This is a genomic window from Streptomyces sp. NPDC003032, from assembly GCF_053591415.1.
Map to the genome: position 1 here is coordinate 147105 of NZ_JBSFTT010000016.1, position 21425 is coordinate 168529.

Annotated in this window: 20 protein-coding genes; 11 read left to right on the forward strand and 9 right to left on the reverse strand. The window is 69.6% G+C overall.

Annotated features, from left to right (window positions below; genetic code table 11):
• The first annotated feature begins 298 nt into the window (after positions 1-298).
• The 5 genes from ACWDZ7_RS23270 (at position 299) to ACWDZ7_RS23290 (ending at position 5595) form a co-directional block, all read left to right on the forward strand.
• Positions 299-1666 (forward strand): nucleobase:cation symporter-2 family protein, encoded by a 1368-nt coding sequence (locus ACWDZ7_RS23270; protein WP_451799499.1) that lies wholly within the window; start codon positions 299-301, stop codon positions 1664-1666.
• Between the two features lie 136 nt (positions 1667-1802).
• Positions 1803-3191 (forward strand): nucleobase:cation symporter-2 family protein, encoded by a 1389-nt coding sequence (locus ACWDZ7_RS23275; protein ID WP_451799421.1) that lies wholly within the window; start codon positions 1803-1805, stop codon positions 3189-3191.
• A 231-nt stretch (positions 3192-3422) separates the two neighbouring features.
• Positions 3423-3890: a hypothetical protein gene (locus tag ACWDZ7_RS23280; RefSeq protein WP_451799422.1), complete on the forward strand. Its 468-nt coding sequence runs from the start codon at positions 3423-3425 to the stop codon at positions 3888-3890.
• Positions 3887-4639, forward strand: a complete 753-nt coding sequence (locus ACWDZ7_RS23285; RefSeq protein WP_451799424.1) for a hypothetical protein — start codon at positions 3887-3889, stop codon at positions 4637-4639. Before ACWDZ7_RS23280 ends, ACWDZ7_RS23285 begins: the two co-directional genes overlap by 4 nt.
• Positions 4640-4695: 56 nt before the next feature.
• Positions 4696-5595, forward strand: a complete 900-nt coding sequence (locus tag ACWDZ7_RS23290; RefSeq protein WP_451799425.1) for a transporter substrate-binding domain-containing protein — start codon at positions 4696-4698, stop codon at positions 5593-5595.
• A gap of 22 nt (positions 5596-5617) precedes the next feature.
• Here the strand turns inward: ACWDZ7_RS23290 and ACWDZ7_RS23295 are convergent, their stop codons facing one another.
• Both ACWDZ7_RS23295 and ACWDZ7_RS23300 read right to left on the reverse strand, forming a co-directional pair.
• On the reverse strand, positions 5618-6562 hold the full coding sequence (locus ACWDZ7_RS23295; protein ID WP_451799426.1) for a hypothetical protein: 945 nt from the start codon (positions 6560-6562) through the stop codon (positions 5618-5620).
• 165 nt (positions 6563-6727) lie between these two features.
• Positions 6728-7591 (reverse strand): chitosanase, encoded by an 864-nt coding sequence (locus tag ACWDZ7_RS23300; protein WP_451799427.1) that lies wholly within the window; start codon positions 7589-7591, stop codon positions 6728-6730.
• A gap of 270 nt (positions 7592-7861) precedes the next feature.
• On the opposite strand from ACWDZ7_RS23300, the gene ACWDZ7_RS23305 reads away from it, so the two are divergent.
• Positions 7862-8509, forward strand: a complete 648-nt coding sequence (locus tag ACWDZ7_RS23305) for a DUF4360 domain-containing protein (protein ID WP_451517668.1) — start codon at positions 7862-7864, stop codon at positions 8507-8509.
• Positions 8510-8669: 160 nt separating this feature from the next.
• Here the strand turns inward: ACWDZ7_RS23305 and ACWDZ7_RS23310 are convergent, their stop codons facing one another.
• From ACWDZ7_RS23310 to ACWDZ7_RS23320, 3 genes are all read right to left on the reverse strand, one after another.
• Positions 8670-10871 carry an alpha-N-acetylglucosaminidase gene (locus tag ACWDZ7_RS23310; protein ID WP_451799429.1) on the reverse strand — a complete coding sequence of 734 codons (2202 nt, stop codon included), beginning with the start codon at positions 10869-10871 and terminating at the stop codon, positions 8670-8672.
• Between the two features lie 101 nt (positions 10872-10972).
• A complete protein-coding gene (locus ACWDZ7_RS23315; protein WP_451799501.1) occupies positions 10973-11218 on the reverse strand; it encodes a DUF397 domain-containing protein in 246 nt (81 codons plus the stop codon).
• Positions 11218-12039: a helix-turn-helix domain-containing protein gene (locus tag ACWDZ7_RS23320; RefSeq protein ID WP_451799431.1), complete on the reverse strand. Its 822-nt coding sequence runs from the start codon at positions 12037-12039 to the stop codon at positions 11218-11220. The genes ACWDZ7_RS23315 and ACWDZ7_RS23320 overlap by 1 nt, the downstream gene beginning before the upstream one ends.
• Positions 12040-12196: 157 nt before the next feature.
• On the opposite strand from ACWDZ7_RS23320, the gene ACWDZ7_RS23325 reads away from it, so the two are divergent.
• Positions 12197-12724 carry an ATP-binding protein gene (locus ACWDZ7_RS23325; RefSeq protein ID WP_451799433.1) on the forward strand — a complete coding sequence of 176 codons (528 nt, stop codon included), beginning with the start codon at positions 12197-12199 and terminating at the stop codon, positions 12722-12724.
• On the opposite strand, the gene ACWDZ7_RS23330 is transcribed toward ACWDZ7_RS23325, so the two are convergent.
• On the reverse strand, positions 12607-14088 hold the full coding sequence (locus ACWDZ7_RS23330) for an MFS transporter (protein ID WP_451799435.1): 1482 nt from the start codon (positions 14086-14088) through the stop codon (positions 12607-12609). The two genes, ACWDZ7_RS23325 and ACWDZ7_RS23330, sit on opposite strands and share 118 nt — an antisense overlap.
• An 88-nt stretch (positions 14089-14176) precedes the next feature.
• On the opposite strand from ACWDZ7_RS23330, the gene ACWDZ7_RS23335 reads away from it, so the two are divergent.
• Positions 14177-14572, forward strand: a complete 396-nt coding sequence (locus ACWDZ7_RS23335) for a winged helix-turn-helix transcriptional regulator (protein WP_451799436.1) — start codon at positions 14177-14179, stop codon at positions 14570-14572.
• 106 nt (positions 14573-14678) lie between these two features.
• Entirely contained in the window at positions 14679-15968 is a 1290-nt protein-coding gene (locus ACWDZ7_RS23340) for a hypothetical protein (protein WP_451799438.1), read from the forward strand.
• Here ACWDZ7_RS23340 and ACWDZ7_RS23345 read toward each other — a convergent pair.
• Positions 15937-17385 carry an NAD(P)/FAD-dependent oxidoreductase gene (locus ACWDZ7_RS23345; protein ID WP_451799440.1) on the reverse strand — a complete coding sequence of 483 codons (1449 nt, stop codon included), beginning with the start codon at positions 17383-17385 and terminating at the stop codon, positions 15937-15939. The genes ACWDZ7_RS23340 and ACWDZ7_RS23345 overlap by 32 nt on opposite strands.
• Before the next feature lie 239 nt (positions 17386-17624).
• On the opposite strand from ACWDZ7_RS23345, the gene ACWDZ7_RS23350 reads away from it, so the two are divergent.
• On the forward strand, positions 17625-18737 hold the full coding sequence (locus ACWDZ7_RS23350) for an agmatinase family protein (RefSeq protein ID WP_451799442.1): 1113 nt from the start codon (positions 17625-17627) through the stop codon (positions 18735-18737).
• A gap of 31 nt (positions 18738-18768) precedes the next feature.
• Here ACWDZ7_RS23350 and ACWDZ7_RS23355 read toward each other — a convergent pair whose 3' ends face one another.
• Both ACWDZ7_RS23355 and ACWDZ7_RS23360 read right to left on the reverse strand, forming a co-directional pair.
• Entirely contained in the window at positions 18769-19062 is a 294-nt protein-coding gene (locus tag ACWDZ7_RS23355) for a DUF6092 family protein (RefSeq protein WP_451799443.1), read from the reverse strand.
• Entirely contained in the window at positions 19055-19621 is a 567-nt protein-coding gene (locus tag ACWDZ7_RS23360; protein ID WP_451799445.1) for a nitroreductase family protein, read from the reverse strand. The genes ACWDZ7_RS23355 and ACWDZ7_RS23360 overlap by 8 nt, the downstream gene beginning before the upstream one ends.
• Positions 19622-19747: 126 nt before the next feature.
• Here ACWDZ7_RS23360 and ACWDZ7_RS23365 point away from each other — a divergent pair, with 126 nt between their 5' ends.
• Positions 19748-21400 carry an MFS transporter gene (locus tag ACWDZ7_RS23365; protein ID WP_451799446.1) on the forward strand — a complete coding sequence of 551 codons (1653 nt, stop codon included), beginning with the start codon at positions 19748-19750 and terminating at the stop codon, positions 21398-21400.
• Positions 21401-21425 lie beyond the last annotated feature (25 nt).

Consider the following 21425-nt stretch of genomic DNA (forward strand, 5'->3'; position numbering starts at 1 on the left):
AGTGCCGCCCCGAGAACGTGGCCCAAAGCTTCACGTTCTCGGGGCGGTCAGTACTACCTGGGCGCATTTCCACAACCGAATACCGAGCAAGTCCTTGCACCACGCACCACCCCCCACCTCCCAGAAGCGAAAAGTGCCGGCGCCCAGCCGGTACTGGAAAACAACCGGAGGAGCCACAGTGGCCACTCAGCCCAGGTTCACCAAGCAAGGCACCACCCCTGACTCCACCCCCGACTCCGACTCCGACTCCGGCGAGGGGGCCATACACCCGGTCGACGAGAAGCTCCCACCCCTGAAGATGGCGACCACCGGCCTTCAGCACGTGGCCGCCATGTACGCGGGCGTCGTCGCCCCGCCGCTCATCGTGGGTGCCGCCGTCGGCCTCTCCGCGAAGGAACTCACCTTCCTGACCGGCGCGTGTCTGTTCACCGCCGGCCTCGCCACCTTCCTCCAGACCCTCGGCGTCTGGAAGATCGGCGCCCGCCTGCCGTTCGTCAACGGCGTCACCTTCGCCGGTGTCGCGCCCATGCTCGCCGTCGTCGACTCGACGAAGGACAAGGACGACGCGCTCCCCATCATCTTCGGCGCGGTGATCGTCGCCGGTGTGCTCGGCTTCATCGCGGCGCCGTTCTTCTCGAAGATGGTGCGGTTCTTCCCGCCCGTGGTCACCGGTACGGTCATCACCCTCATCGGCATCTCGCTGATGCCGGTCGCCTTCGGCTGGGCGCAGGGACCCGTCCCCGGGGCCGACGACTACGGCTCGATGAAGAACCTCGGCCTCGCGGGCATCACCCTCGTCATCGTGCTGCTGCTGCGCCGCTTCACCACCGGCTTCGTCAAGCAGATCGCGGTCCTGCTCGGCCTGGTCGTCGGCACGCTCGTCGCGATCCCGTTCGGCGTCACGGACTTCAGCCCGGTCGGCGACGCGGACATCGTCGGCTTCCCGACCCCCTTCCACTTCGGCGCCCCGCAGTTCGCGGCCGCCGCCATCGTCTCCCTCTGCGTCGTCATGGTCGTCTCCATGACGGAGTCGACGGCCGACATGCTCGCCCTCGGCGAGATCGTGGACCGTCCGGCCGATGAGAAGACCATCGCGGCGGGCCTGCGCGCGGACTGCCTCGGCTCGGCGGTCAGCCCCCTCTTCAACGGCTTCATGTGCAGCGCCTTCGCGCAGAACATCGGCCTGGTCGCGATGACGAAGATCCGCAGCCGGTACGTCGTCGCCACGGGCGGCGGCTTCCTCGTCCTGATGGGCCTGTGCCCGATGGCCGCCTCCCTCATCGCCGTCGTGCCGCGCCCGGTGCTCGGCGGCGCGGGCGTCGTGCTCTTCGGCTCGGTCGCGGCGAGCGGCATCCAGACCCTGGTCAAGGCGAACCTGGAGAAGGACAACAACGTCCTGATCGTGGCCGTCTCGCTGGCCGTCGGCCTGATCCCGATCGCGGCGCCGGAGTTCTACCACGCGTTCCCGGAGACCGCGAAGATCATCCTGGACTCGGGCATCTCGACGGGCTGCGTGGCGGCCGTACTCCTGAACCTGGTCTTCAACCACATCGGCAAGGGCCGCGACGACGACGAGGTCACGGCGCCCATGGAGGGCGGCGAGGCGATCGCCGAACAGCGCACGCACTCCTCGCCCACGGGGCCTTCCGCTGCCGGGGTGCACTGACGTACCGTCGTGGCGCCGCCGACCGTATGGCGGAAGTTACTTTCCAGTCGGGCTATGTCGGCTCCGTTCCGCGTCTCATGAACTCCCACGGAACGGGGCCGACTTCCGGCGTCACGCGACGGAAGAAGCGCCACCCATGAGTTCTGAAGCGAAGTCCCCCGACGACGGATCCGCCGCCCCTGGGGTCCACCCGGTCGACGAGATCCTCCCGCCGGGCCGCATGCTCGTCGCGAGCCTCCAGCACGTCGCCTCCATGTACGCCGGCGCGGTCTCCGTCCCGCTCGTGGTGGCCGTCGCGGCGAAGATGTCCCCGGGGGACACGGCCGTACTCATGGGCGGCAGCCTGCTCATGGCGGGCATCGCGACCCTGCTTCAGACGCTGGGCATCGGCGACTTCATCGGCTCGAAGCTTCCCTTCGTCAACGGCGTCTCCTTCGCGGGCGTCGGTGTGATGCTGACGATCATCGCCACGCAGGGCGGCGTCGAGGCCGGGATGCCCATCGTCTTCGGCGCGATCATCGTCTCAAGTGTCTTCGGCTTCCTGGTCAGTTCGTACTTCTCACGCCTGGTCCGCTTCTTCCCGCCGGTCGTGACGGGCTCCGTCATCACCCTGATCGGCGTCTCGCTCATCCCCGTCGCGTACGACTGGATCGCCGACGACTCGGCGACGGGTACGCCGGAGCCGCGCGGCATCGGCCTGGCAGGCGCCACGGTCCTGGTCATGCTCCTGCTCCAGCGCTTCACGCGCGGTTTCCTCAAGCAGATCAGCATGCTCTTCGCGATGATCTGCGGCACGCTGCTCGCGATACCGATGGGCCTCGCCGACTTCTCGAAGCTGGACGGCGCGGACCCGGTAGGCATCCCGTCCCCGCTGCGTTTCGGCGCACCGGAGTTCAACCTCCCCGCCATCATCTCGATGTGCGTCGTCATGCTGGTGATCCTCACCGAGTCCACCGCCGACATGATCGCCCTCGGCAAGATCGTCGATCGCGACGTCGACGAGAAGACCATCGCCCGAGGTCTGCGCGCCGACGCCCTCGGCTCGGCCCTCAGCCCCCTCTTCAACGCCTTCCACGCCAGCGCGTTCGCCCAGAACATCGGCCTGGTCGTCATCTCCAAGGTGCGCAGCCGCTTCGTCGTCGCGCTCAGCGGCGCGATCCTCGTCCTGATCGGCCTGAGCCCCGCCGCCGCGGCCCTGATCTCCGTGGTCCCCATGCCGGTCCTCGCCGCCGTGAGCCTCTTCCTCTTCGGCTCCATCGCGGTCAGCGGCATCCAGACGCTGCTCCAGGCGGACCTGCACCAAGGCGACAACGCCCTCATCGTCGTCGTCACCCTCGGCGCCGGCCTCGCCCCCGCCCTCTCGGACGGCTTCTACGACGCGTTCCCCGCCTGGGCCCAGATCGTCCTGGGCTCCGGCATCTCCACGGGGTGCCTGCTCGCGGTGGCGCTCAACCTGGTCTTCAACCACCTGGGTGGCAAACGGAGCCCGGCTCCCGCCGAGCCGGAGTCAGTGGTCACGCACTGACTCCGCCACGGCCTCCGCCGCCGCCGACTGCTGGTTCACCGAATGGGGCGCCAACCGCGTCGGCCGCCCCCTACGCGCCACGGACCAAGCCCACACATCTGAACAGGATTCCTGACCCACGCAGAACATGCCTGGCACGCCTGTCAGTAACATCAACAAGCCTCTAGCATGGGCCCGTTGACAGTGCTGAAGCGGTACACAGCACACTAAAGGCCAGTGACGGGGGCGCCCATGACCAGTCTTCCTGAAATCTCCGCCGAACTCGCCACCTACTTCTCGCTGGCGGCCGAGACCTTGGGCGCCGCCATGGTGGCGAGTGCCGCACAGCGGGTCACGGACGGGTCGATCGACGCGGGTCAGGGCTGCTTTCGCAGGCTCTTCCGCCGCGGCGGCGGCGAGGACACCCCGATCGCCCTGCCCGAGGGCCGCAGCGAGCAGCGCGCCGACCAGCTGCTCGGCGCGCTCTCCGCCGAGGACAGGCAGCGGCTGGCCGCGGCCCTGACGGCGTGGCTCGGCGAGCAGGGGGACCGCCGTCCGGACGAGGCCCGCCTGGCGGAACTCATGGCAGCGGCCCCGGCGCCCACCCGCTCGTACCACGTCACGGCCCACGGCCCGAACTCCGCCGCCATCGGCTCGGTGGGGGACGGCGCCACCTTCCACTTCGGCGGCGGTACTCGTCACGGCGGGGACGGAGCGTGAACTCCGCCGGACCCGGCGCGGACAAGGGCCCTAAAACCGGCAATGTCAGCTCCAGCGGCGTCGGCTCGTCCTCGTTCGGCACGGTCGGTGACAACGCCACGTTCAAATGGGAGCTCAGGCGGCCGTTGGCGCACGTCGCGTGGCTCCCTGTGTCCGCCTGCCTCGTCATCGCCGCCACCATCGGCTTCGCCGTCTTCGCCGTCGCCCGGTGGCCCGGTGGCCCGCAGAGCCAGTACGTGTGGTTCTACGTCCTCGCGGCCCTCGCCCTGCTGGTCGCCGGCGCCGCCGCCCTGTACCCGGCCGACCGGATGGTCCGCGCCGTCCTCGTCGGCGCCGCCGCGCTCTGCTGCGGTGGCGGCGCGCTCGCCTGGGTGGACGTCGACCGCACCGGCGAGGTCGGCGTGGAGATGACCATCCGCGGCACCCAGCCCGTGAACGACCCCGGCGACACACTCACCGTGGTGATGACGCGGCCGGCCTCCGGCGACGTACGGGACAAGCTGCGTCTGACGCTGACCATCAAGGACAACGATCCGAACACGGCCACCTGCGTCAACAGGACCACGGCGATGATCACCGCCGTCACCCCGGGCATCACCCCGCACAGCCCGAAGGTGCCCGCCCAGTCGACCGTCGACTTCGACCTCGGCGGGCGTGCGGGAGCGGTCCGGTTCGAGGTCCACGTGCAGCCGGATGAGGGCTGCTCCATGCGCCTTACGCAGGCCCGCGGCACGCTGCACAACGACTGAAAAACCGAAACGACCTATAAGGACTGTTCATGGGCAAATTAGGGCGCCGTTCCCGCATGATCCGCACCGGGGCCGCCGTGGTGGCCCTTGCGGGAGCTTCCCTGGCCGGCTGCTCCTCGGAACCCTCGTCGATGTTCGCCGACGGGAAAGTCGAGGTCGGCAGCAAGGGCGATCAGCCGGGCACGAGCTACTCACCCCACGACGGCGAGTTCAACGGGTTCGACATCACGGTCGCCCGGGAGGTGCTCGGCAGGGTGGGGGTCAAGTCCCCGGATTTCGAAGGCGTCCTGTCCAAGAACCGGGCGCACGCACTGCATGAGGGGGACGTCCAGCTCGTCGCGGCCACCTACTCGATGACGGAGAGCAGGATGAAGCCGACGTCGGAAAAGGGTGACGGGCTCGACTTCGTGGGCCCCTACGCATCCACCCGACAGGGCATCCTCGTACGGGAAGAGGACGCCGAAAAGTACAAGACCCTCGGCGACCTCAACGGAAAGCTCGTCTGCGTCTGGGAAAACACCACCTCCGCGGCCGAGCTGGACAAACCGAAGTACGACCGGATCCGCACCGTCGAGATGACAGACGCTCAGCAATGCGTCACGGCATTGAAGGACGAGGAAAATGTTGAGGGTGAGCATATCGATGCCGTCTCCACCGACCAGCTGATTCTCTACGGGTTCATGGAAGCCAACCCTGATCTCACCGTCAAACGCGGCATGACATTCGGCCCGATCAACGACTACGGCATCGCGATGACCAAGGGCCATCGCGACGACTGCAAGAAGCTCCGGCAGGCCCTCATGGACTACGCACGCAGCAGCGACTGGGTCCAGGACTTCGATGCCAATCTGCGCCGAGCCTCCGACCTGGAGCGCAACGAGGCCAGGCCCACCGACGACGAGATCGAGACCAGCTCCTGCCGCGACGAGCCGGGCAACGTGAAGGTGGACGACTGACGGCTACCGACTTGACTCGCCGTCACCTTCCGCACAGCGCCGTTGAGTCGACCGAGCCGCCCGCGTTCTCGTCATCCGTGCCGAGGATCGCGGTGCGGGAGTTCGGCACGCACTCCAGCGCCTCGATCTTGACCCCGTCGAACTTCCTCAGAAGGTCGGGGGACTTGGCGACGGAGAGCCGCACCTTCCCGGAGCGGGCGTCGATCGACACCCTGCCCGCGTCCGTGACCGCGGAGTCGAAGGGTCCGTCGTCGCCCGGGTCCGACGCCGAGCTGATCAGGAGGCGGCCCGAGGCCGTGACCGAGATGTCGGAGACGTGCCGGACGTCGCCCGACGGGTAGGGGGCGCGGTAGCGGGCGGCGGTGGTGACCGGGCCGAAGTCGGACTCGCCGTACTTGTTGAAGGAGAAGGGGGCCGCGCGCAGCGTCGAGGGGTCGGCCTTGCCCGCGCCCCGGTCGGCCCAGACGGCCGCCAGCTTGCCGCGGTGCGAGGTCAGCGCGAAGCTCTCGTAGTCGTCGCCGTCGGCGATCGCGGGCAGCGGGGAGACGTCCACGACCTCGACCGCCGAACCCGCCGAACCCGTCGTCTTGAGGTGGTAGAGGAGGCCCCGGCTGGCGAGCGCCACGTACTCGTCGGAGGTGCCGGGCACCGCCTCGATCGCCTCCAGGTCGATCGGCTCGCCGGTGCCCGCCCAGGTGATCGGCTCGACGGTCGCGGAACGGCCGGGGCGGAGGGTGAGCGCGGCGATCCGGTTCTGGCCGGGCTTCTTGTTGTCGCGCACGATCAGCGCGTGCGTGGCGCCGTCCGCGCGGCCGGTGAGCGCGAGCCCGCTGACGCCCGAGGTGATGTCGTCACCGGCGCGCTGCCAGCCGCTGCCCGTGGCGGGGGACGTGGCGGGAGTCGTGGCGGCTCCCGCCGTGACGAGCGCGGCGGTGGCGGCGGTCAGCACGGATATACGAAGAAACATGGATCTTTCACCTCAGAGCTGGTGGACGCGCGTAGAGCGGGAGTTGGCCGGGACGGTACCCATGTCCACCGGCGGGAAGCAAGAGGTGCGCGTGACCGCGGCAGTGCGCGGGACGCGATGGGCGCCGTCCCGCGCACTGCCGCGGTCAGTGAGGGTGGTTTCCCCCTAACCGATGTGGTACGGGTCGCCGTAGACCTTCCAGTCCAGCGGCGGGTCCAGGTTGAGGTTCTTCTTCTTCAGGAACACGCGCTGCGCGGTGTCGACCCGGCTGGTGTCCTCGTGCGCCTCCTCCTGCCGCATCGCCCAGACGCGCGCGTCCAGGAAGGCGTTCAGGTACGTCACCTCGTTGCCGCCCTGCGCCGGCGGCTTCGCCGAACGCAGCGCGCGCTTGCGTATGTTGCGGAAACTGGTGGAGTCGCTGCCGTCGCCGTGCATCACGATGGCGTCGTAGTAGCAGAACTGGCCAAGTACGCCGATGGCGTCTGCCTTGCCCTGCTTGACGGCGGGGTTGAAGTAGACGCGGTCGCGCTCGTCGTTCTGCGCCTTCTGGAACGCCGGGTCCTCGGCGGCCTTCTCCCAGTCGCGTACGAAGGTGGGATCGAGCCCTTCGTGCGAGTCGGTGCCGTCCACCTCGCGCAGCGCGGGCAGGTACTTGGCGAGGACGTTGTCCGGCTTGCGCCGGGTGTACAGCTCGACGAGGTCCAGCATGTCGCCGGTGCCGGAACAGAAGCCGATGATGCCCGCGGTGTAGCCGCGGCCGTCGTCTATGTCCTCGCAGTACCGGTAGTACTCCTTCCAGTTGAGGCTGGAGTTCTCGGCGCTGCACACGAGCTTCATGGCGATCTCCTTCTTCGCCGGATCGTCCAGCCCGATGGCCCTGGCTGACGTGGGAGTCGCAGTCGCCGTGGCCGTCGCCGTCTGCGAGGCGATGAGCGGGCCCGCCACGGCCGAGGCGCCGAGGAAGGCGAGGAGGGTGCGGCGGGAGGTGAGGGTGCGGGGGTGTCGGTGCGGTGAGTGGGGGGTTTGCACGAGGGCCTCCAGGAGGGGGAGTTCGTCGTTCCGCGTACTGTTAGGAAGGTTTCCTACCAGAGATTCGGTATGACGTATACCCGTCAAGTCCGTTCGGTGGCCGCCGAGTCGGTGACGGCGAATGGCCGGACATCGCTCTGGCCCAGGTCCCCAGTGGTCCGTACGCTCCCCCTCGCTCACGCATCGCGTTCCACGCATCGGGCTCCACGCATCACGCACCACGCACTTCTCCCATCACCCCCCTCCTCCTTCGCAATGGAACGGAGAACCATGGCTGGTGCACTGCTGCTGAGCGGCGCCGTCGCGGCGCTGTTCGGCTCGACGCTTTCCCCCCATGACACGACCGCGATCCTGAATCCGCCCCCGGACAAGATCGTCATCGAGGTCGCCACGGTGAACGGCTCTGGCTGCCCCCTCGGCACCGCGGCCGTCGCCGTCTCCGAGGACAACACGGCCTTCACGGTCACCTACAGCGACTACCTCGCCCAGGCGGGCGCCGGCGCGCCTCCCACCGCGTTCCGCAAGAACTGCCAGCTCAACCTCATCGTGCATGTGCCGCAGGGCTTCACGTACGCGATCGCCAGCGCGGACTATCGCGGCTACGCCTCGCTCCAGCCGGGTGCCAAGGGCATCGAGAAGGCGTCGTACTACTTCCAGGGCTCGCCGAACACGGCGTCGATCACGCACGAGTTCAAGGGCGCCTACCACGACAACTGGCAGGCCACCGACACGACGGACTGGGCGCAGCTGGTGTGGGCCCCCTGCGGGGAGCGGCGCAACTTCAACATCAACACGGAGTTGCGGGTGGACGCGGGGACGTCTGATCCCGCGAAGTCCAGCTTCATGACGATGGACTCCACGGATGGGGACATCAGCACGGAGTACCACATGGCGTGGAAGGAGTGCCCGCGACGCTAGGGGCCGTCCGGCGTGTGCGGGTTGTTCGTGGTTGCTCGCGCAGTTCCCCGCGCCCCTTACGGGGCACTCCCGGCAGCGGCACGGGCCCCGTCAGGGGCGTGGGGAACTGCGCGACCAGCCGAGAAGCCACCCGCAGGCAACGCACACCAGGCGGGCCCCGTCACGGCACAGCGCCCAGTCGTTCCCGCACCCGCGCCGCGACTCCGTACGTGTCGCCCGTAGGGCGCGTCGCAAGGCGGCCCGGGTCGCGGATCCAGCCGTCCTCCAAGGCGAACCAGTCGATCTCCCGGGGCCCGCGGCCTTCCGTGAGGGCCCCCCGCAGCTCCTCGAAGTACCGTTCCCAGCGCAGCCGGTAGAGCCCCCCGACGAGCCCCGCCCACTCACGGTTGGCGTAATCCCGCAGCCCCGCCTCCGCCCCGGAGCGGTTGCCCCAGACGGTGAGCAGCGACAACTGGTCGTACGCCAGTCGGTCACGTTCCTCCGCGTCGGCGCCCCACGCCCGCGCGTCCGCGACCCAGCGCCCGAGAAGGTGGTCGGGGTCCGTGGCCACGAGACGGTCGAGCAACTCCATCAGCTCCAGCCACTCGCGGCTGAGCCGGTCGAAGCGGCCCGCGTCCCCGGCGCCGTACGCCTCCTTGATGCGCGGCAGCAGGACCCGGCTGCGGTTGGAGAGCGTCTGCCGGGCGACATCGAGCAGGTCGCGGCGGTACGCGGACGAGCCCCGCAAGTCGCGTCGCACCGCGAGCAGTTCGTCAAGGGCGGGTTCGAAGTCCGCCGGTTCGTACCGCATTTTTTTGGGGGACCAGGACGCCGCCGACGTGGCCACCAGATCGGGCCGCGCTCCGAAGAGCCCATCGGCGCCCTCGGCCCACTTGTCGGCGCGCGTCGTGCCGTAGGCGGTACGGCGGAGCACGTCCCACGCGGCGGCGGCATGCGGATCGGCGTCCCCGTACCGCGCCGTCGACCACGCGGCGAACCATGACGCCAAGTCCAAGGTGCCATCGCTCCATGCCAGTTCGGAGAAGAGCTCGAAAGCGGCCGGGTTGTTGTCGGCCGCCTCCGGCATCAAGGAGATCCCGCTGAGCGTGCTGCCCTTCTTGGTGCGCCACCTCTCATACAGCGCGGCCCAGTCAGGCGTGTTGGCGCCCATCGTCGTGTGTCCGCCGAAGTTCCAGATGGAGCCGAAGGTGTAGGGCGTGGAGCCCCAGTCCGCCTCGCGGTCGGTGATGTGCGGGAAGCGGTCGGAGAGGCCGTCGACGATGAGCATCCGCTTCTTGTCGACGGCGTCGGTGATCGCCTTCGGCGGATTGTGCTGCCAGCCGAGGATCACCCACGTGGCGTCGGCGTGCGCCGTGCGCAGGGCCTTCTCGACGCCCTTGGCCGCCTCGCCCACCGGCACGTCGCCGGGCTTTCCGCCCTCGTGGAGGAGGTCCATCTTGTACATCGTGGACGGGCCGAACAGCTCGTCCTGCAAGCGGTAGAACGTGGCGGCCACCCGCGCGAAGTCACCGGTGCGCGGATCCAGCCAGTCGGGCCGCGCGAAGCCCACCCAGTCGCCCTGCGGGACAGTCCTCGCCCCCGGGTTCCTGGCCTCGAAACCGGGCGGTACGGTCCCGAAGTAGCCCGGCAGGACCGGCGTCATGCCCAGTTCGCGCAGCCGGTCGCAGATGCGGCGGCCGAGGCGGGCGCGGGCGTCGATGAGTTGCCGGGAGACGGGGTGCGGGAACGACGACATGTTCTGGAGGAGCCACCACGGCTGGTGGGCGGGGGCGGGTATCCAGGATCTCAACTCCTCGTCCCCGTATCCGAACTGCTGGAAGGCGCGGTGGTACACGGCGTCCGCCCCGACGTACACGAGGACTTCGTTGTACCCGTGCAGCGCGAGCACGTCGAGTTCGCGCTCCCAGTAGTCCCAGTCGTGGTACGCGCCGGTGTAGCCGTCGTTGGTGTCGTTGAGGACGAAGCGGTGCGGGGTGTTGGCCTGTGCGGTGAGGGGCTCTGTGGGGGCGGGGAGCCGGTCGGGCAGGTCGGTCTGGCTGCCCGCCCAGGTGATGTCGGAGTGGGTGGTGTGCTTCAAGTAGTGGCGGAGACCGGTGAGTTGGGCGACAGTACTGGTGCCTTCCACCGTGATGTGGCCGCGCCGCCCGGTGACCCGGAAGGAGTCCTCGGCGCCCCGCTTCGGCGGGACGGTCCGGAACGTGATCTGGTCCCAGTGCCGGGGCAGCAGCCGCCGGGCCGCCGCGGTGGCGGCGCCGCGCCGCGGGGTCGGCACGCCGTCCGCGGCGGTGCCGGAACAGGCGACAGCGGCGATACCGGTGGCGCCGGCGAGGGCGGTGAGGACAGTGCGGCGGGGGAGAGGCATACGGGCTCCGTCGGTCGGGAGGGTACGCGGGCGCGGGCCCTGGCGGGGCATACCGAAGTGACTCTTCCCCCGCCGAGGCGTCCCCCAGTACGCGGGTGGCGTCAGCCGTGGGATGCGTACGTTACGAATCGCGCCCACGTACGCGGGTCCAGGGCGAGTTGGGGCCCCGAGGGGTTCTTGGAGTCGCGTACGTGGATGGTGGTGGGGCAGGGGGCTACTTCTATGCAGTCGTCGCCGGAGCCGCCGCTGTAGCTGGACTTGCGCCAGGCGAGGGCGACTTCCAGGCAGTCGTCTCCATCGCCGCCGCTGTAACTGCTTTTGAACCATGCCAGTTCGGGGGTGCCCATCATGCTCCTCGCATCCGCTCTAGCAGGCTCACCGAGTCTTCGAACGAGAGAGCCTGTGCGCGCATCCTGGCATACCGCATCTGGAGGACGCTGATCTCTTTTGGGTCGGAGATGAACTGGCCGCTCCGCTGTCCCTCGGCATAGGCGAACCACTTGTTGTCCGGGCTCTCCAGCAACCGCATGGGCCCGTCCAGCCCTGAGTGGCTCTCCCGCACCAACGGCATGATCTGAATCTCGATGTTCCTACGCTCGGCGAGCTGTAGCACATGGTCGATGAGTTCCATGGTGACTTCATGCCCGCCCATGTCGCGCAGGAACAAATGTTCCTCCAGGATGAAGCTGTACGCGGTGTTCGGCCGCTCCGTGAGCAGCCGCTGCCGCTCCATGCGGGCCGTCAGCTGCTCCTCGATCTGCTCATCGCTGAGCGGCGGAAGCTGGTTGACGAAGAGCGTGCGGGCGTACGCAGGGGTCTGCAACAGTCCCGGGATGAGCCGACATTCGTACGTGTAGAGGGCCACCGCCTCCTTCTCCAGGAGGGCCCACTGGCGGAACCACGTGGCCAGCCCCGGCTTCCGGGAGAGCTGATTCGCGGCCAGCCTCAACGTGCCGAACGCGTCGAGCGCCGCCTCGCACAGGTCGACGAATCTCGGTGGCGGGAACCGCCTGCCCTGTTCGATGGAGGCCAGGAAATGCGTGGAGCAGCCGACCTCGGCGGCCAGCGCTTCCTGGGTGAGCCCGGCGCGTTTGCGGAAGCTCTTGAGGACGGCGCCGAAGGTCTTCAGACCGTCCGACGCTTCGGGCTCTTTGCTGCTTGACGACATCACGGGTAACCCCCGACGCTCGTGTTCCTGTCCCCGCCAACGTCCCAATCGTCACTCACGGTTACCCCTCTTGTCTACCCTTCGTACTCGTACGCTTACGGAGCGTACGGGTTTGGTTGCTGGTGTACGGGGTCGGGGTGAGGCCACGGTGGGCGTCATGCCAACCCAAGCCCGACCCGCCACCACGACGCGGGACTTCACGCAACTGCTCAGCGCCACGCCCCGGGGCGCCCGCCTCGCGAGGCGTCTGACCAGGTATCACCTGGACGGCTGGGGCATCGCGTACGACACCGAACTGTCCGACGCGGCGGAGGCGATCGTCGCCGAGCTGGCGGCGAACGCCGCGACGCACGGCCGGGTGCCGGGCCGTGACTTCGAACTCCGCCTCACGCTTGGCGTGGACACGCTCCGTATCGAGGTGACCGACACGCGCACCGAACGCATGCCTCCGGAAACGCCCGAACCCCCGGAGGCCGACGGGGAGTCGGGCCGGGGGCTCGTGATCGTGGCGGCGCTGGCCGAGGAGTGGGGTGTGGTGGCGCGGCAGGTCGGCAAGACGGTCTGGGCTCACCTGCCCTTGCCGGAGGAGGCGGGGCTGCCGGAAGCGGCGGGGCGCAGGACGGTGGCGGCCAGCGTGAGGCCCGCGGCGGCGATGCCGGTGGCGACCCAGAAGGCGAGCCGGTAACCGTCGGCGGTGGCGGCGAGGGCGTCCGTGCCCTGGCCGGTGAGGGACTCCGTGCGGCTCGCCGCGAGGGTGGTCAGGACGGCGAGGCCGAGCGAACCGCCCACGACCTGGGTGGTGTTGAAGAGGCCGGACGCGAGGCCCGCGTCCTCCTCGGCGGCGCCGCCCATGGCGAGCCCCGTCACGGCGGGCATCGCGGCGGCGAAGCCCGCGCCGAGCAGCAGCATGGCGGGCAGGACGTCGATGACGTACGAACCGTCGGCGGGCAGTCGGCCGAGGAGTGCCAGGCCGAGCGTGATCAGGGCGAGGCCCGCCAGGAGTGTGCGGTGGGTGCCGAAGCGGCCGATGACCTTCGCGGAGAGGCCCAGCATCAGGACGCCGATGGCGATCGGCGCGGGCAGGCACGCGACGCCGGTCTGGAACTCGCCGAACCCGAGGACGCGTTGGAGGTAGAGGGCGCCGATGTACTGGAAGCCGTACATTCCGGCGATCATCAGGATCTGCACGGCGTTGGCGCCGGTCAGGACGCGGGAGCGGAAGAGGCGCAGCCGCAGCAGGGGGCGGGCCGCGCGGGCCTGGCGGACGGCGAAGGCGACGTAGAGGAGGAGGGAGCCGGTGGCGAGGGAGGCGGTGACGGCGATGGTGTGCTCGGCGGCCGTGACGATCGTGTAGACGGTGAGCATGAGGGCGCCGGTGATGAGGGCGGCGCCGGGATAGTCGGCGCCCTGGCCGAGCCCGGTCCCGCGGTCGCCGTCGAGGACGCGTACGGCGGCGACGATGGCCACCGCGCCTATGGGCAGGTTGATCAGGAAGATCCAGTGCCAGTTCAGGGCCTCGGTCAGGGCCCCGCCGAGGAACGTGCCGAGCGCGCCGCCCGCCGCGCCGACCGCACTGAACACGGCGATGGCCCTGGCCTGTTCGCGGGGCCCGGGGAAGAGGGAGACGAGCATGCCGAGTACGACGGCCGAGGTCATCGCGCCGCCGACGCCCTGGAGGGCACGGGCCGCGACGAGTACGCCCTGATCGGTGGCGACGCCGCACAGGATGGAGGCGACGGTGAAGAGCGTGAGCCCCGACACGAACATCCGCTTGCGCCCGACGAGGTCACCGAGCCGCCCGACGAGCAGCAGGAGCCCGCCGAAGGCGATCAGGTAGGCGTTGACGACCCAGGCGAGCCCGGCGGCGGAGAAGCCGAGGTCGGCCTGGATGGCGGGCATGGCGACGGTGACGATGTTGCCGTCGATGATGGTCATCAGGGCGCCGGAGGAGAGGATGGCGAGGGATGCCCAAGGCGACGCGTTTCGCCGTCGGGCCGACGGCTGTGGTGCCGTGGCGGTGCTCTTGGGCTCGGACAGGACGTGGGACATGGTGACGCCTCCTGCGCTGCAAAGGTGCACGACTTGTAACGGCCCTCATCGTCGAAGACGATGGGGGCCGGCAGAAGGAGGCACTTTGATGTCCCAGGGGAACACCGGTGTTACCTCGCAGGCAGTGCACGCGCAGGCGTGCCCGGTGCGGGAAGTTCTTGACAGGGTGGTCGGGAAATGGAGCGTGCCGATTCTTATCGCCGCCGCCCACGGCCCGATCCGCTTCACGGAACTGGAGTGCGCCATCGACGGCATCAGCCGCCGCATGCTGACCCTGACCCTGCGCAATCTGGAACGCGACGGTCTCCTCACGCGCACCGTGTACCCCACGGTGCCGCCGAAGGTCGAGTACGAACTGACGCCGGTCGCCCACGAACTGCACGGCACGCTCCTCCGGCTCACCGGCTGGGCGGAACGCCACCGCGTGACGATCGCGGAGTCGCGGGCGGCGTATGACGAGGAGCGGGGCCTGGTGGACGCGTAGAACGCACGAGCGCGGAACGCATGGGCGTCGAACCTATGAACGCCCGACTTGCCCGTCTTGTGGTGGCTTCCATAATGGGAATGTGTGTGCTCATGAGACCTCTGCTGTGCGAGAGACGGGTGAGCTGCTCGTCGCCGAGCAGGCGGAAGATCCGGGAGAGCCCGCCGTCCTGCGCCGCTACGGCACGCCCGTGGACTCGCGCTCCCGGCCCGTCCCCGGTGCCGAGGGCCTGTGGCAGGCGGCGGCCACCCATGTGCCCGGCCGGGACAAGGCCGTCAACCGCGCGTTCCAGCGCGTGCACGCGATCGGTGAGTACTTCGGCGCCGACGAACTCGAAGCGGGCGCCGACGCGCTGATCGTACAGAGCCGCAGGGACCAGGCCCACAAGGCGGTCTTCGCCGGAGCCGACTTCTGCGGCAGCCGCCACCGCCTCCACATCAAGGGGGCGCGGAAGCTCGCGGGCACCGCCGACAACGCCGAGCGCGCGGAACTGGTCAGCGGCGTCTGCCTGTTCAGCCACCAGAACGCGCGCTTCATCGACGAGCACGACCACAGTGTGGAGCTGCTGCGCCCCAACGCCGCCCTGCCGGACGCCCGCCTGCGGGCCATCGTCGTGGAGGACGAACTGTCGCTCTACGAGTACGAGACCGTCATGCGCCAGTCACGCGTGATCGCCGACATCGCGGCCATGCTGCCTCCCTCCCTGCCCTTGACCGTCACCGTCGACGTGCCCCGGGTGCAGTACTACCTGTACCTTCTCGACGCCTTCCAGAGCGGCCTGGTCCCCGCCGAGCTGGTCCAGCACTGGTTCGGCCTGGTCGACGACCGCCACACCCGTGTGCTGGGACTGTTCTGCGACCACATCCGCCGGACGCTGGACGCCGCGGGCCGCACAGACGCCACCGTGCGCACCGCCCCCGGACTCGACGCGCTGGACGAGTGCCTGCGGGAAGCGGTGAGCACCGGGGGCATCCCGCGCGACGACGACCTCCTCGCCCTCATGGTCGGCACCGGCGACCCGGTCTGGAAGGAGCTGGGGGAGTGCGACGTGGCGCGCGACCGCCACGGCCTCGGCTACGCCAGCTACCTCGCGGAACTCCTGCGCGCGGCCGGTCTCCCCGGCGACGGCAGAGGCATCCTGAGCATCGACGTGGACGGCTTCGGGGAGGCACTCCTTTTCGACCAGGCCCGGCAGCTGCGGCAGCAACTCGGCCACCCGGAGGAGGACTTGTCGTCCCTGGGCATCTACGCCGCCGAGACACTGCAGACGCTGCGCCCCGACGGCCACCCGGCCTCCCTCTATCTGACCGACCCCGGCCGGTACGCCGTGGACGAAGCCGGTACCTCCGTAGACCTCTTCCGCCTCATCGACGCTCTGTACGGAGATAGTCGATGAGAACCGCGAACAGCCCTTCGGGAACGGGCGCCTGCTGCCAGGTGTGCAGGGCCGCCGCCCCACGGGGGTCGCTCGGGTCGGCGGCCAGGTCCCGCAGGCCGTGATGCAAGAGGCCGACCAGTAGCTCCTCGTTGCCGGTCGCCGCCCCGTGCGCGGGAAGCAGCAGGTCCACCACATCGGACAGATGGCGCTCAAGGGTCTCCGGCAGGACGCTCGGTGCGGGCGTGCGGGTGGGGTCGAAGGGATGCTCGGCGACGGTGTGTGTGCCGCTCGTGAGGTGATCGGCGATCATCTCGGCGAGGCGGGGAGCGAGGAGAATGCCGTTGCGGTAGGTGGCTGAGGCGATGAGGACCCGCGGATCGGCGGTGGGACCGACCAAAGGAAGATGGTCGAGGGTGAAGGGGCGGTAGCCGACACGGGTGCCGACGATCTCCCCTTCGTACAGCTTGGTGTTGAGTTCCTCGCCCGCGCCCCGCAGCAGGTCGGTCAGTTCCATCACCGACGGGTAGCACGGGTGGGGAGTGGTCCCCGGCGCCGAGAGCCGGTTCGTGGCACCCACGTAGAGCATGCCGTCGGCGCGGGGCACCAGGTGCATCCCGCAGGCGAAGTCGCGCATGGGGGTCCGGACGGCGGCCGGCAGCGCGAACGGGACGTTGCGCAACAGCACGCTGACACCTTTGCCGGCCAGCATCGGCGGCAGCGACAGGTCCAGCTCCGGACTGCCCGCCAGGAGGCCGGTGAGACCGACGCCCACGGTCAGGACGGTGCGCTCCGCACTGACCTCGGACGCGTCCGCGCAGGTGATGACCAGGGACTCACCGCCCGACGGACGCAGGCCGGTGGCTTCCGTCTCGGTCCACGTCACCGCCGTGTGCGCCTGAAGGATGTCGGTCAGCGCACCCATCAGCTCACCCGAGTCGATGGTCGCCTCGCCGGGCAGCCACAGCGCGCCGCGCGCGGTGCACGACCGGGCCGGGGACAGGCCGGGCACATCGCCCGGGTCGTGGCGCTCCGCCCGGTGGCCGTGGGTGAGTGCCGCGTCGGCGATGGCGTCCAGTTCGGCCGCGTCGCCGCGGCCGCCGGTGGTGGCCACCACCCACAGTCCCGGTGTCAGGGTGAGGGACCGGCCGCTCTCCTGTCGCAGGAGCGGCAGCCAGGAGTCGTACAGGTCCCGGGCGGCGACCCGTTCACCGACCTCCAGCGCGACGCGTCGGGGACTGTCCGAAGCCGCCACCTCGCTGAACGGCGCGAGCATCGCGCCCGCCGCCCGGGACGCCTGGCCCCGGTGCTCTCCCCGGCGAGGGCCGATCAGACGCACGCTGAGCCCCCGGCGGACCGCCTCCCAGGCCGTGGCGAGCCCGATGACGCCGGTGCCGACCACCGCGACGTCCGCGTTCCCCTGCCTGGGCTGTCGCATCAGCGTTTCCTCTCGGAGGGTCGGACGGAGGGAGGGAGGGAAGGTTGGACGGTCGGACGGTGCGCCGTCGGATCAGGTCGGTCCGGCGCCACCAATGATCGGCACGGGGCGAGCCGCACGCACACCCGCTTACGCCGTCCGAGGCGTGTCCGGCGAGCCGGGAAGGCCGACGGCCACGGGCACCGGTCACCATCCAGGCACGACGAAAAAGGAGCTGTCCGACGGAAAAGGAGCTGTCCGTGGAAGACCCGCCGGCGGATGCCTGGAGACGGAAAGTCGACCGTACGTCCGAGCCGGGGCGCGAACCCGGGCCGATCAACCTCCAGCGGTACGAGAACGTACCCGCCTACGCGGGCATCGCCACCCTGTTCGGACTGCCGCTCTGCCTCGACCAGGACGACCTGCGCGCGGGCCATGTCGACGTGGCGGTGCTGGGAGCGCCGGTGGACATGTCCACCGGGCACCGGGGCGCCGCCTACGGTCCGCGCGCCATCCGCGCGGACGAGCGGTGCGTTCCGAACACCCCGCGTCTGCTCGTCAACCCCAGCACACGTGTCAAGCCCTTCGACGAGCTGACCGTCGTCGACTACGGGGACGCGGCGGTGGACATGTTCAGCATCGACAACTCCATGGAGCCGATCCGTGCCCTGGTCCGCGAGATCGCCGAGACCGGCGCGATCCCGATCGTGCTCGGCGGCGACCACTCGATCCTGTGGCCCGACGCCGCCGCCATGGCCGACGTCTACGGCCCTGGCAAGGTCGGAGTCATCCACTTCGACGCGCACCCGGACTGCGCCCACGATCTGTCGGGCCATCTCGCCTCGCACGCCACCCCGATCCGCCGGCTGATCGAGGACGAACACATTCCGGGGCGCAACTTCATCCAGATCGGTCTGCGCAGCGCCATCGCACCCGACGACGAACTGTTCGACTGGATGCGCGACAACGGGTTGCGCGCGCACTTCATGGCGGAGATCGACCGGCGCGGGTTCGACGCGGTCCTCCAGCAGGCCGTCGAAGAGGCACTGGACGGCCCGGAACACCTCTTCGTGTCCTTGGACATCGACGTGCTCGACCCGGCCTTCGCACCCGGCACCGGCACCCCCGAGCCGCCCGGCCTGACCAACCGCGAACTGCTGCCGGCCATCCGCCGCATCTGCCACGAGCTGCCGGTCGTCGGCATGGAAGTCGTCGAGGTGGCACCCCACCTCGATCCCGGCTGCACCACCACGATGAACGCCCGCCGGGCCATCTTCGAGGCGCTGTCCGGCATCGCCATACGACGCAGGGGCTTGCCCGGCCCCGCCTACCTGGACCCCGGAGTCGCCGGGCCACCGCCCGACCGGACGTGATGGTGAGGCGGGCGTGACGGTGAGGGTGGGCTCAGTCGTCCGCTCGCGCCGGGACGGGGTGCTTCACGGCCACGGCCACCTGCTCGCACAGGTCGTCCAGGAAGCCGGCGAGATTCTGGTGGTTCTGCGGCCCGATGAGCACATCCTCGATCTCCGTGCGGACGTGGACCAGTCGGGGTTCGCTCGCCTGCGCCTGTTCCAGCAGTTCAAGGACCTGGCAGGCCGCACTCAGGCAGCGCAGCGGTCCGTAGTCCTTCGGCTCCTTCAGCAGCCCGCGAGCGCTGGTCAGCAGGTGCGCGGCGAGCAGGACGAGATCTTCACGCACCGGCGGGGGGAGTGTGCTGTCCGAAGGACTCATAGCTGATCACTTCACTTCTGGGACGGCGTTGGGAGGCATGACATTCGTTCGCGGGGTAGCCGATCGGCACCATGAACACCGGCTCGATGTGGTCGGGCAGCTCCAGCAGCACCCGCAGGACGCCGGGCCGGAAACTGGAGACGGGGCAGGTGCCGAGCCCGTACGCGTGGGCGGTCAGCAGCAGGGTGTTCACGGCCATGGACACGCACAACTGCGGCGCGTCGTCCTGTGAAGCCAGGTCGAGGCGGCTCTCGTCCACGCAAGCCACCACCACGACACAGGGCCTGCCCACCAGCCCGGGGGAGAACGCCCGCAAGCGCCGCAGGGCCACCACGTCCCGCACGACGACGAAGGACCACGCCTGTGCGTTGCTCCCGGTGGGCGCGGTGAGCATGGCGTCCAGCAGCTCCTCGACGACACTGTCCGCGACGGGATCAGCCGTGTAACTGCGCACAGCCCTGCGGGTACGCACGATCTGCGCGAAACGTTCCGGCGACAGAACCTCGTCACTTCGGCTATCAGTCACCTCTTCGGTATAACGCCCTTTTGAATACGCAACCAGCTGAGAAGCCATCAAATATGCCAAAGAGGTCATAGATGACCAATGGCGCCATAGATGGTCATAGATGGTTATGGATGAGAAGGGGCGGCCATGCGGACGCAGGCAGCGGGTCCTCGCCGATGGTGGGGTCTGGTCGGGATCGCGCTCGGGGTCTCGATGACCATCGTGGACATCACGATCGTGAACGTGATCACTCCCTCGGTGATCGACGATCTGGGGACCGACTCCTCGCAGGCGCAGTGGATCCAGGAGTCCCACGCGATCGTCTTCGCGGCACTCCTGCTGATGTTCGGCCGTCTCGCGGACCTGCTGGGCGCGCGGCGCGTGTTCGTCGTGGGCTGCGTCCTGTTCGGCGCGACCAGCCTGCTCGCCGGGCTGGCTCCCGGCGGGGGCGTGCTCATCCTGGCGCGCTTCCTTCAGGGCGCGGCCAGTGCCATGCTCCTGCCGACGTCGCTGTCGCTGCTGAACCAGATCTTCACGGGCAAGGCTCGCGGGCAGGCGTTCGCTGTGTGGGGGTCGACGATCGGAGCGACCACCGCCGTGGGACCGGTGATCGGCGGCTGGCTGTCGGAGCACGCCAGTTGGCGGTGGGCCTTCGGGATCAACGTCCCCCTCGTGGTGGTGATCCTGACCCTGACGCTGGTGTGCATCCCGGCGTCCCCGCGCAGGAGCGGCCGGGTGGACGTGCCCGGCGCGGTGCTCTCGGCGCTGGGTCTGGCGGCCATGGCCTTCGCGCTGGTCGAGGGGCGCACCTACGGCTGGGTGATCAGCATCAAGTCCTTCCGTCTCTTCGGCGCCACCTGGAACGGCGGACCGTCACCGGCCTTCGTGGCGCTCGTCGTGGCGGTGGTGCTGCTGGCCTGGTTCGTTTGGCGGCAGGTGAGGCTGAGCCGGGCGGAGGGTGGGGCGGAGGGTCTGGAGGAGGGTCGGGGTCGGGACGAGGACTGGAACGAGGGTCGGGACGAGGGCCGCGTCGCGCCGCTGATGAACACGCGGCTGTTCTCGATCTCCTCCTTCCGCAACGGCAACATCGCGACAGTGATCATCGGACTGGGGGAGTTCGGCATCATCGCGGTGCTGCCGCTGTGGCTCCAGTTCACCCTCGGCTACTCCTCCCTCCAGGCCGGTACGGCGCTGCTGCCGCTCGCCGTGGGCAGCTTCCTCACCAGCGGCGTCACCTTCCGCCTCGCCGGGAAGCTGTCCGCGGTCGCCCTGGTCCGTATCGGGCTGGCCCTGGAGACCGTCGGACTGGCCGCGCTCGGCGTGGTCGCCGCCACCACCTCCGCGCCCTGGTGGTCGATCGCGATCCCGCTGCTCGTCTACGGCGCCGGTGTGGGCTTCGCGACGGCGCAGGTCACCAACGTCGTCCTCGCCGAGGTCCCCGACAGCGCCGCCGGACAGGGCTCCGGCATCCAGTCCACCTTCCGGCAGGTCGGCTCCGCGCTCGGCATCGCCGTGCTGACCACCGTGTTCTTCTCCACGCTCAGCCACCAGGTGCGCTCCGCGCTGACCGGCGCCCACCTGCCCGCCGAAGAGGTGGACCGGCACGCGGCAGCGGTCACCGACAGCGCGGGCGCCGCCATCGCACCGCTCGCCGCGGACCCGGCGACCGAGAAGGTCGCCCACGCCGCCCGCGAGGCCATGGCGACCGGCGTCGCCCTCAGCTCCTGGATCGCCGCCGGACTGCTGATCGTGGGCGTCGTGACCACCTTGCTGATCCCCGCGCGAAGGCGCGGTCCTTGAATTGACAGAAAGCATGACGGCATGC

Bases quoted from the DNA above. Each gene is read 5' to 3' on its own strand.
- ACWDZ7_RS23345 (WP_451799440.1), bottom strand. From the start codon at position 17,385: ATGCGACAGCCCAGGCAGGGGAACGCGGACGTCGCGGTGGTCGGCACC.
- ACWDZ7_RS23365 (WP_451799446.1), top strand. From the start codon at position 19,748: ATGCGGACGCAGGCAGCGGGTCCTCGCCGATGGTGGGGTCTGGTCGGG.
- ACWDZ7_RS23320 (WP_451799431.1), bottom strand. From the start codon at position 12,039: ATGTCGTCAAGCAGCAAAGAGCCCGAAGCGTCGGACGGTCTGAAGACC.
- ACWDZ7_RS23325 (WP_451799433.1), top strand. From the start codon at position 12,197: ATGCCAACCCAAGCCCGACCCGCCACCACGACGCGGGACTTCACGCAA.
- ACWDZ7_RS23275 (WP_451799421.1), top strand. From the start codon at position 1,803: ATGAGTTCTGAAGCGAAGTCCCCCGACGACGGATCCGCCGCCCCTGGG.
- ACWDZ7_RS23290 (WP_451799425.1), top strand. From the start codon at position 4,696: ATGATCCGCACCGGGGCCGCCGTGGTGGCCCTTGCGGGAGCTTCCCTG.
- ACWDZ7_RS23335 (WP_451799436.1), top strand. From the start codon at position 14,177: ATGTCCCAGGGGAACACCGGTGTTACCTCGCAGGCAGTGCACGCGCAG.
- ACWDZ7_RS23295 (WP_451799426.1), bottom strand. From the start codon at position 6,562: ATGTTTCTTCGTATATCCGTGCTGACCGCCGCCACCGCCGCGCTCGTC.
- ACWDZ7_RS23280 (WP_451799422.1), top strand. From the start codon at position 3,423: ATGACCAGTCTTCCTGAAATCTCCGCCGAACTCGCCACCTACTTCTCG.
- ACWDZ7_RS23270 (WP_451799499.1), top strand. From the start codon at position 299: ATGGCGACCACCGGCCTTCAGCACGTGGCCGCCATGTACGCGGGCGTC.
- ACWDZ7_RS23305 (WP_451517668.1), top strand. From the start codon at position 7,862: ATGGCTGGTGCACTGCTGCTGAGCGGCGCCGTCGCGGCGCTGTTCGGC.
- ACWDZ7_RS23315 (WP_451799501.1), bottom strand. From the start codon at position 11,218: ATGGGCACCCCCGAACTGGCATGGTTCAAAAGCAGTTACAGCGGCGGC.
- ACWDZ7_RS23330 (WP_451799435.1), bottom strand. From the start codon at position 14,088: ATGTCCCACGTCCTGTCCGAGCCCAAGAGCACCGCCACGGCACCACAG.
- ACWDZ7_RS23310 (WP_451799429.1), bottom strand. From the start codon at position 10,871: ATGCCTCTCCCCCGCCGCACTGTCCTCACCGCCCTCGCCGGCGCCACC.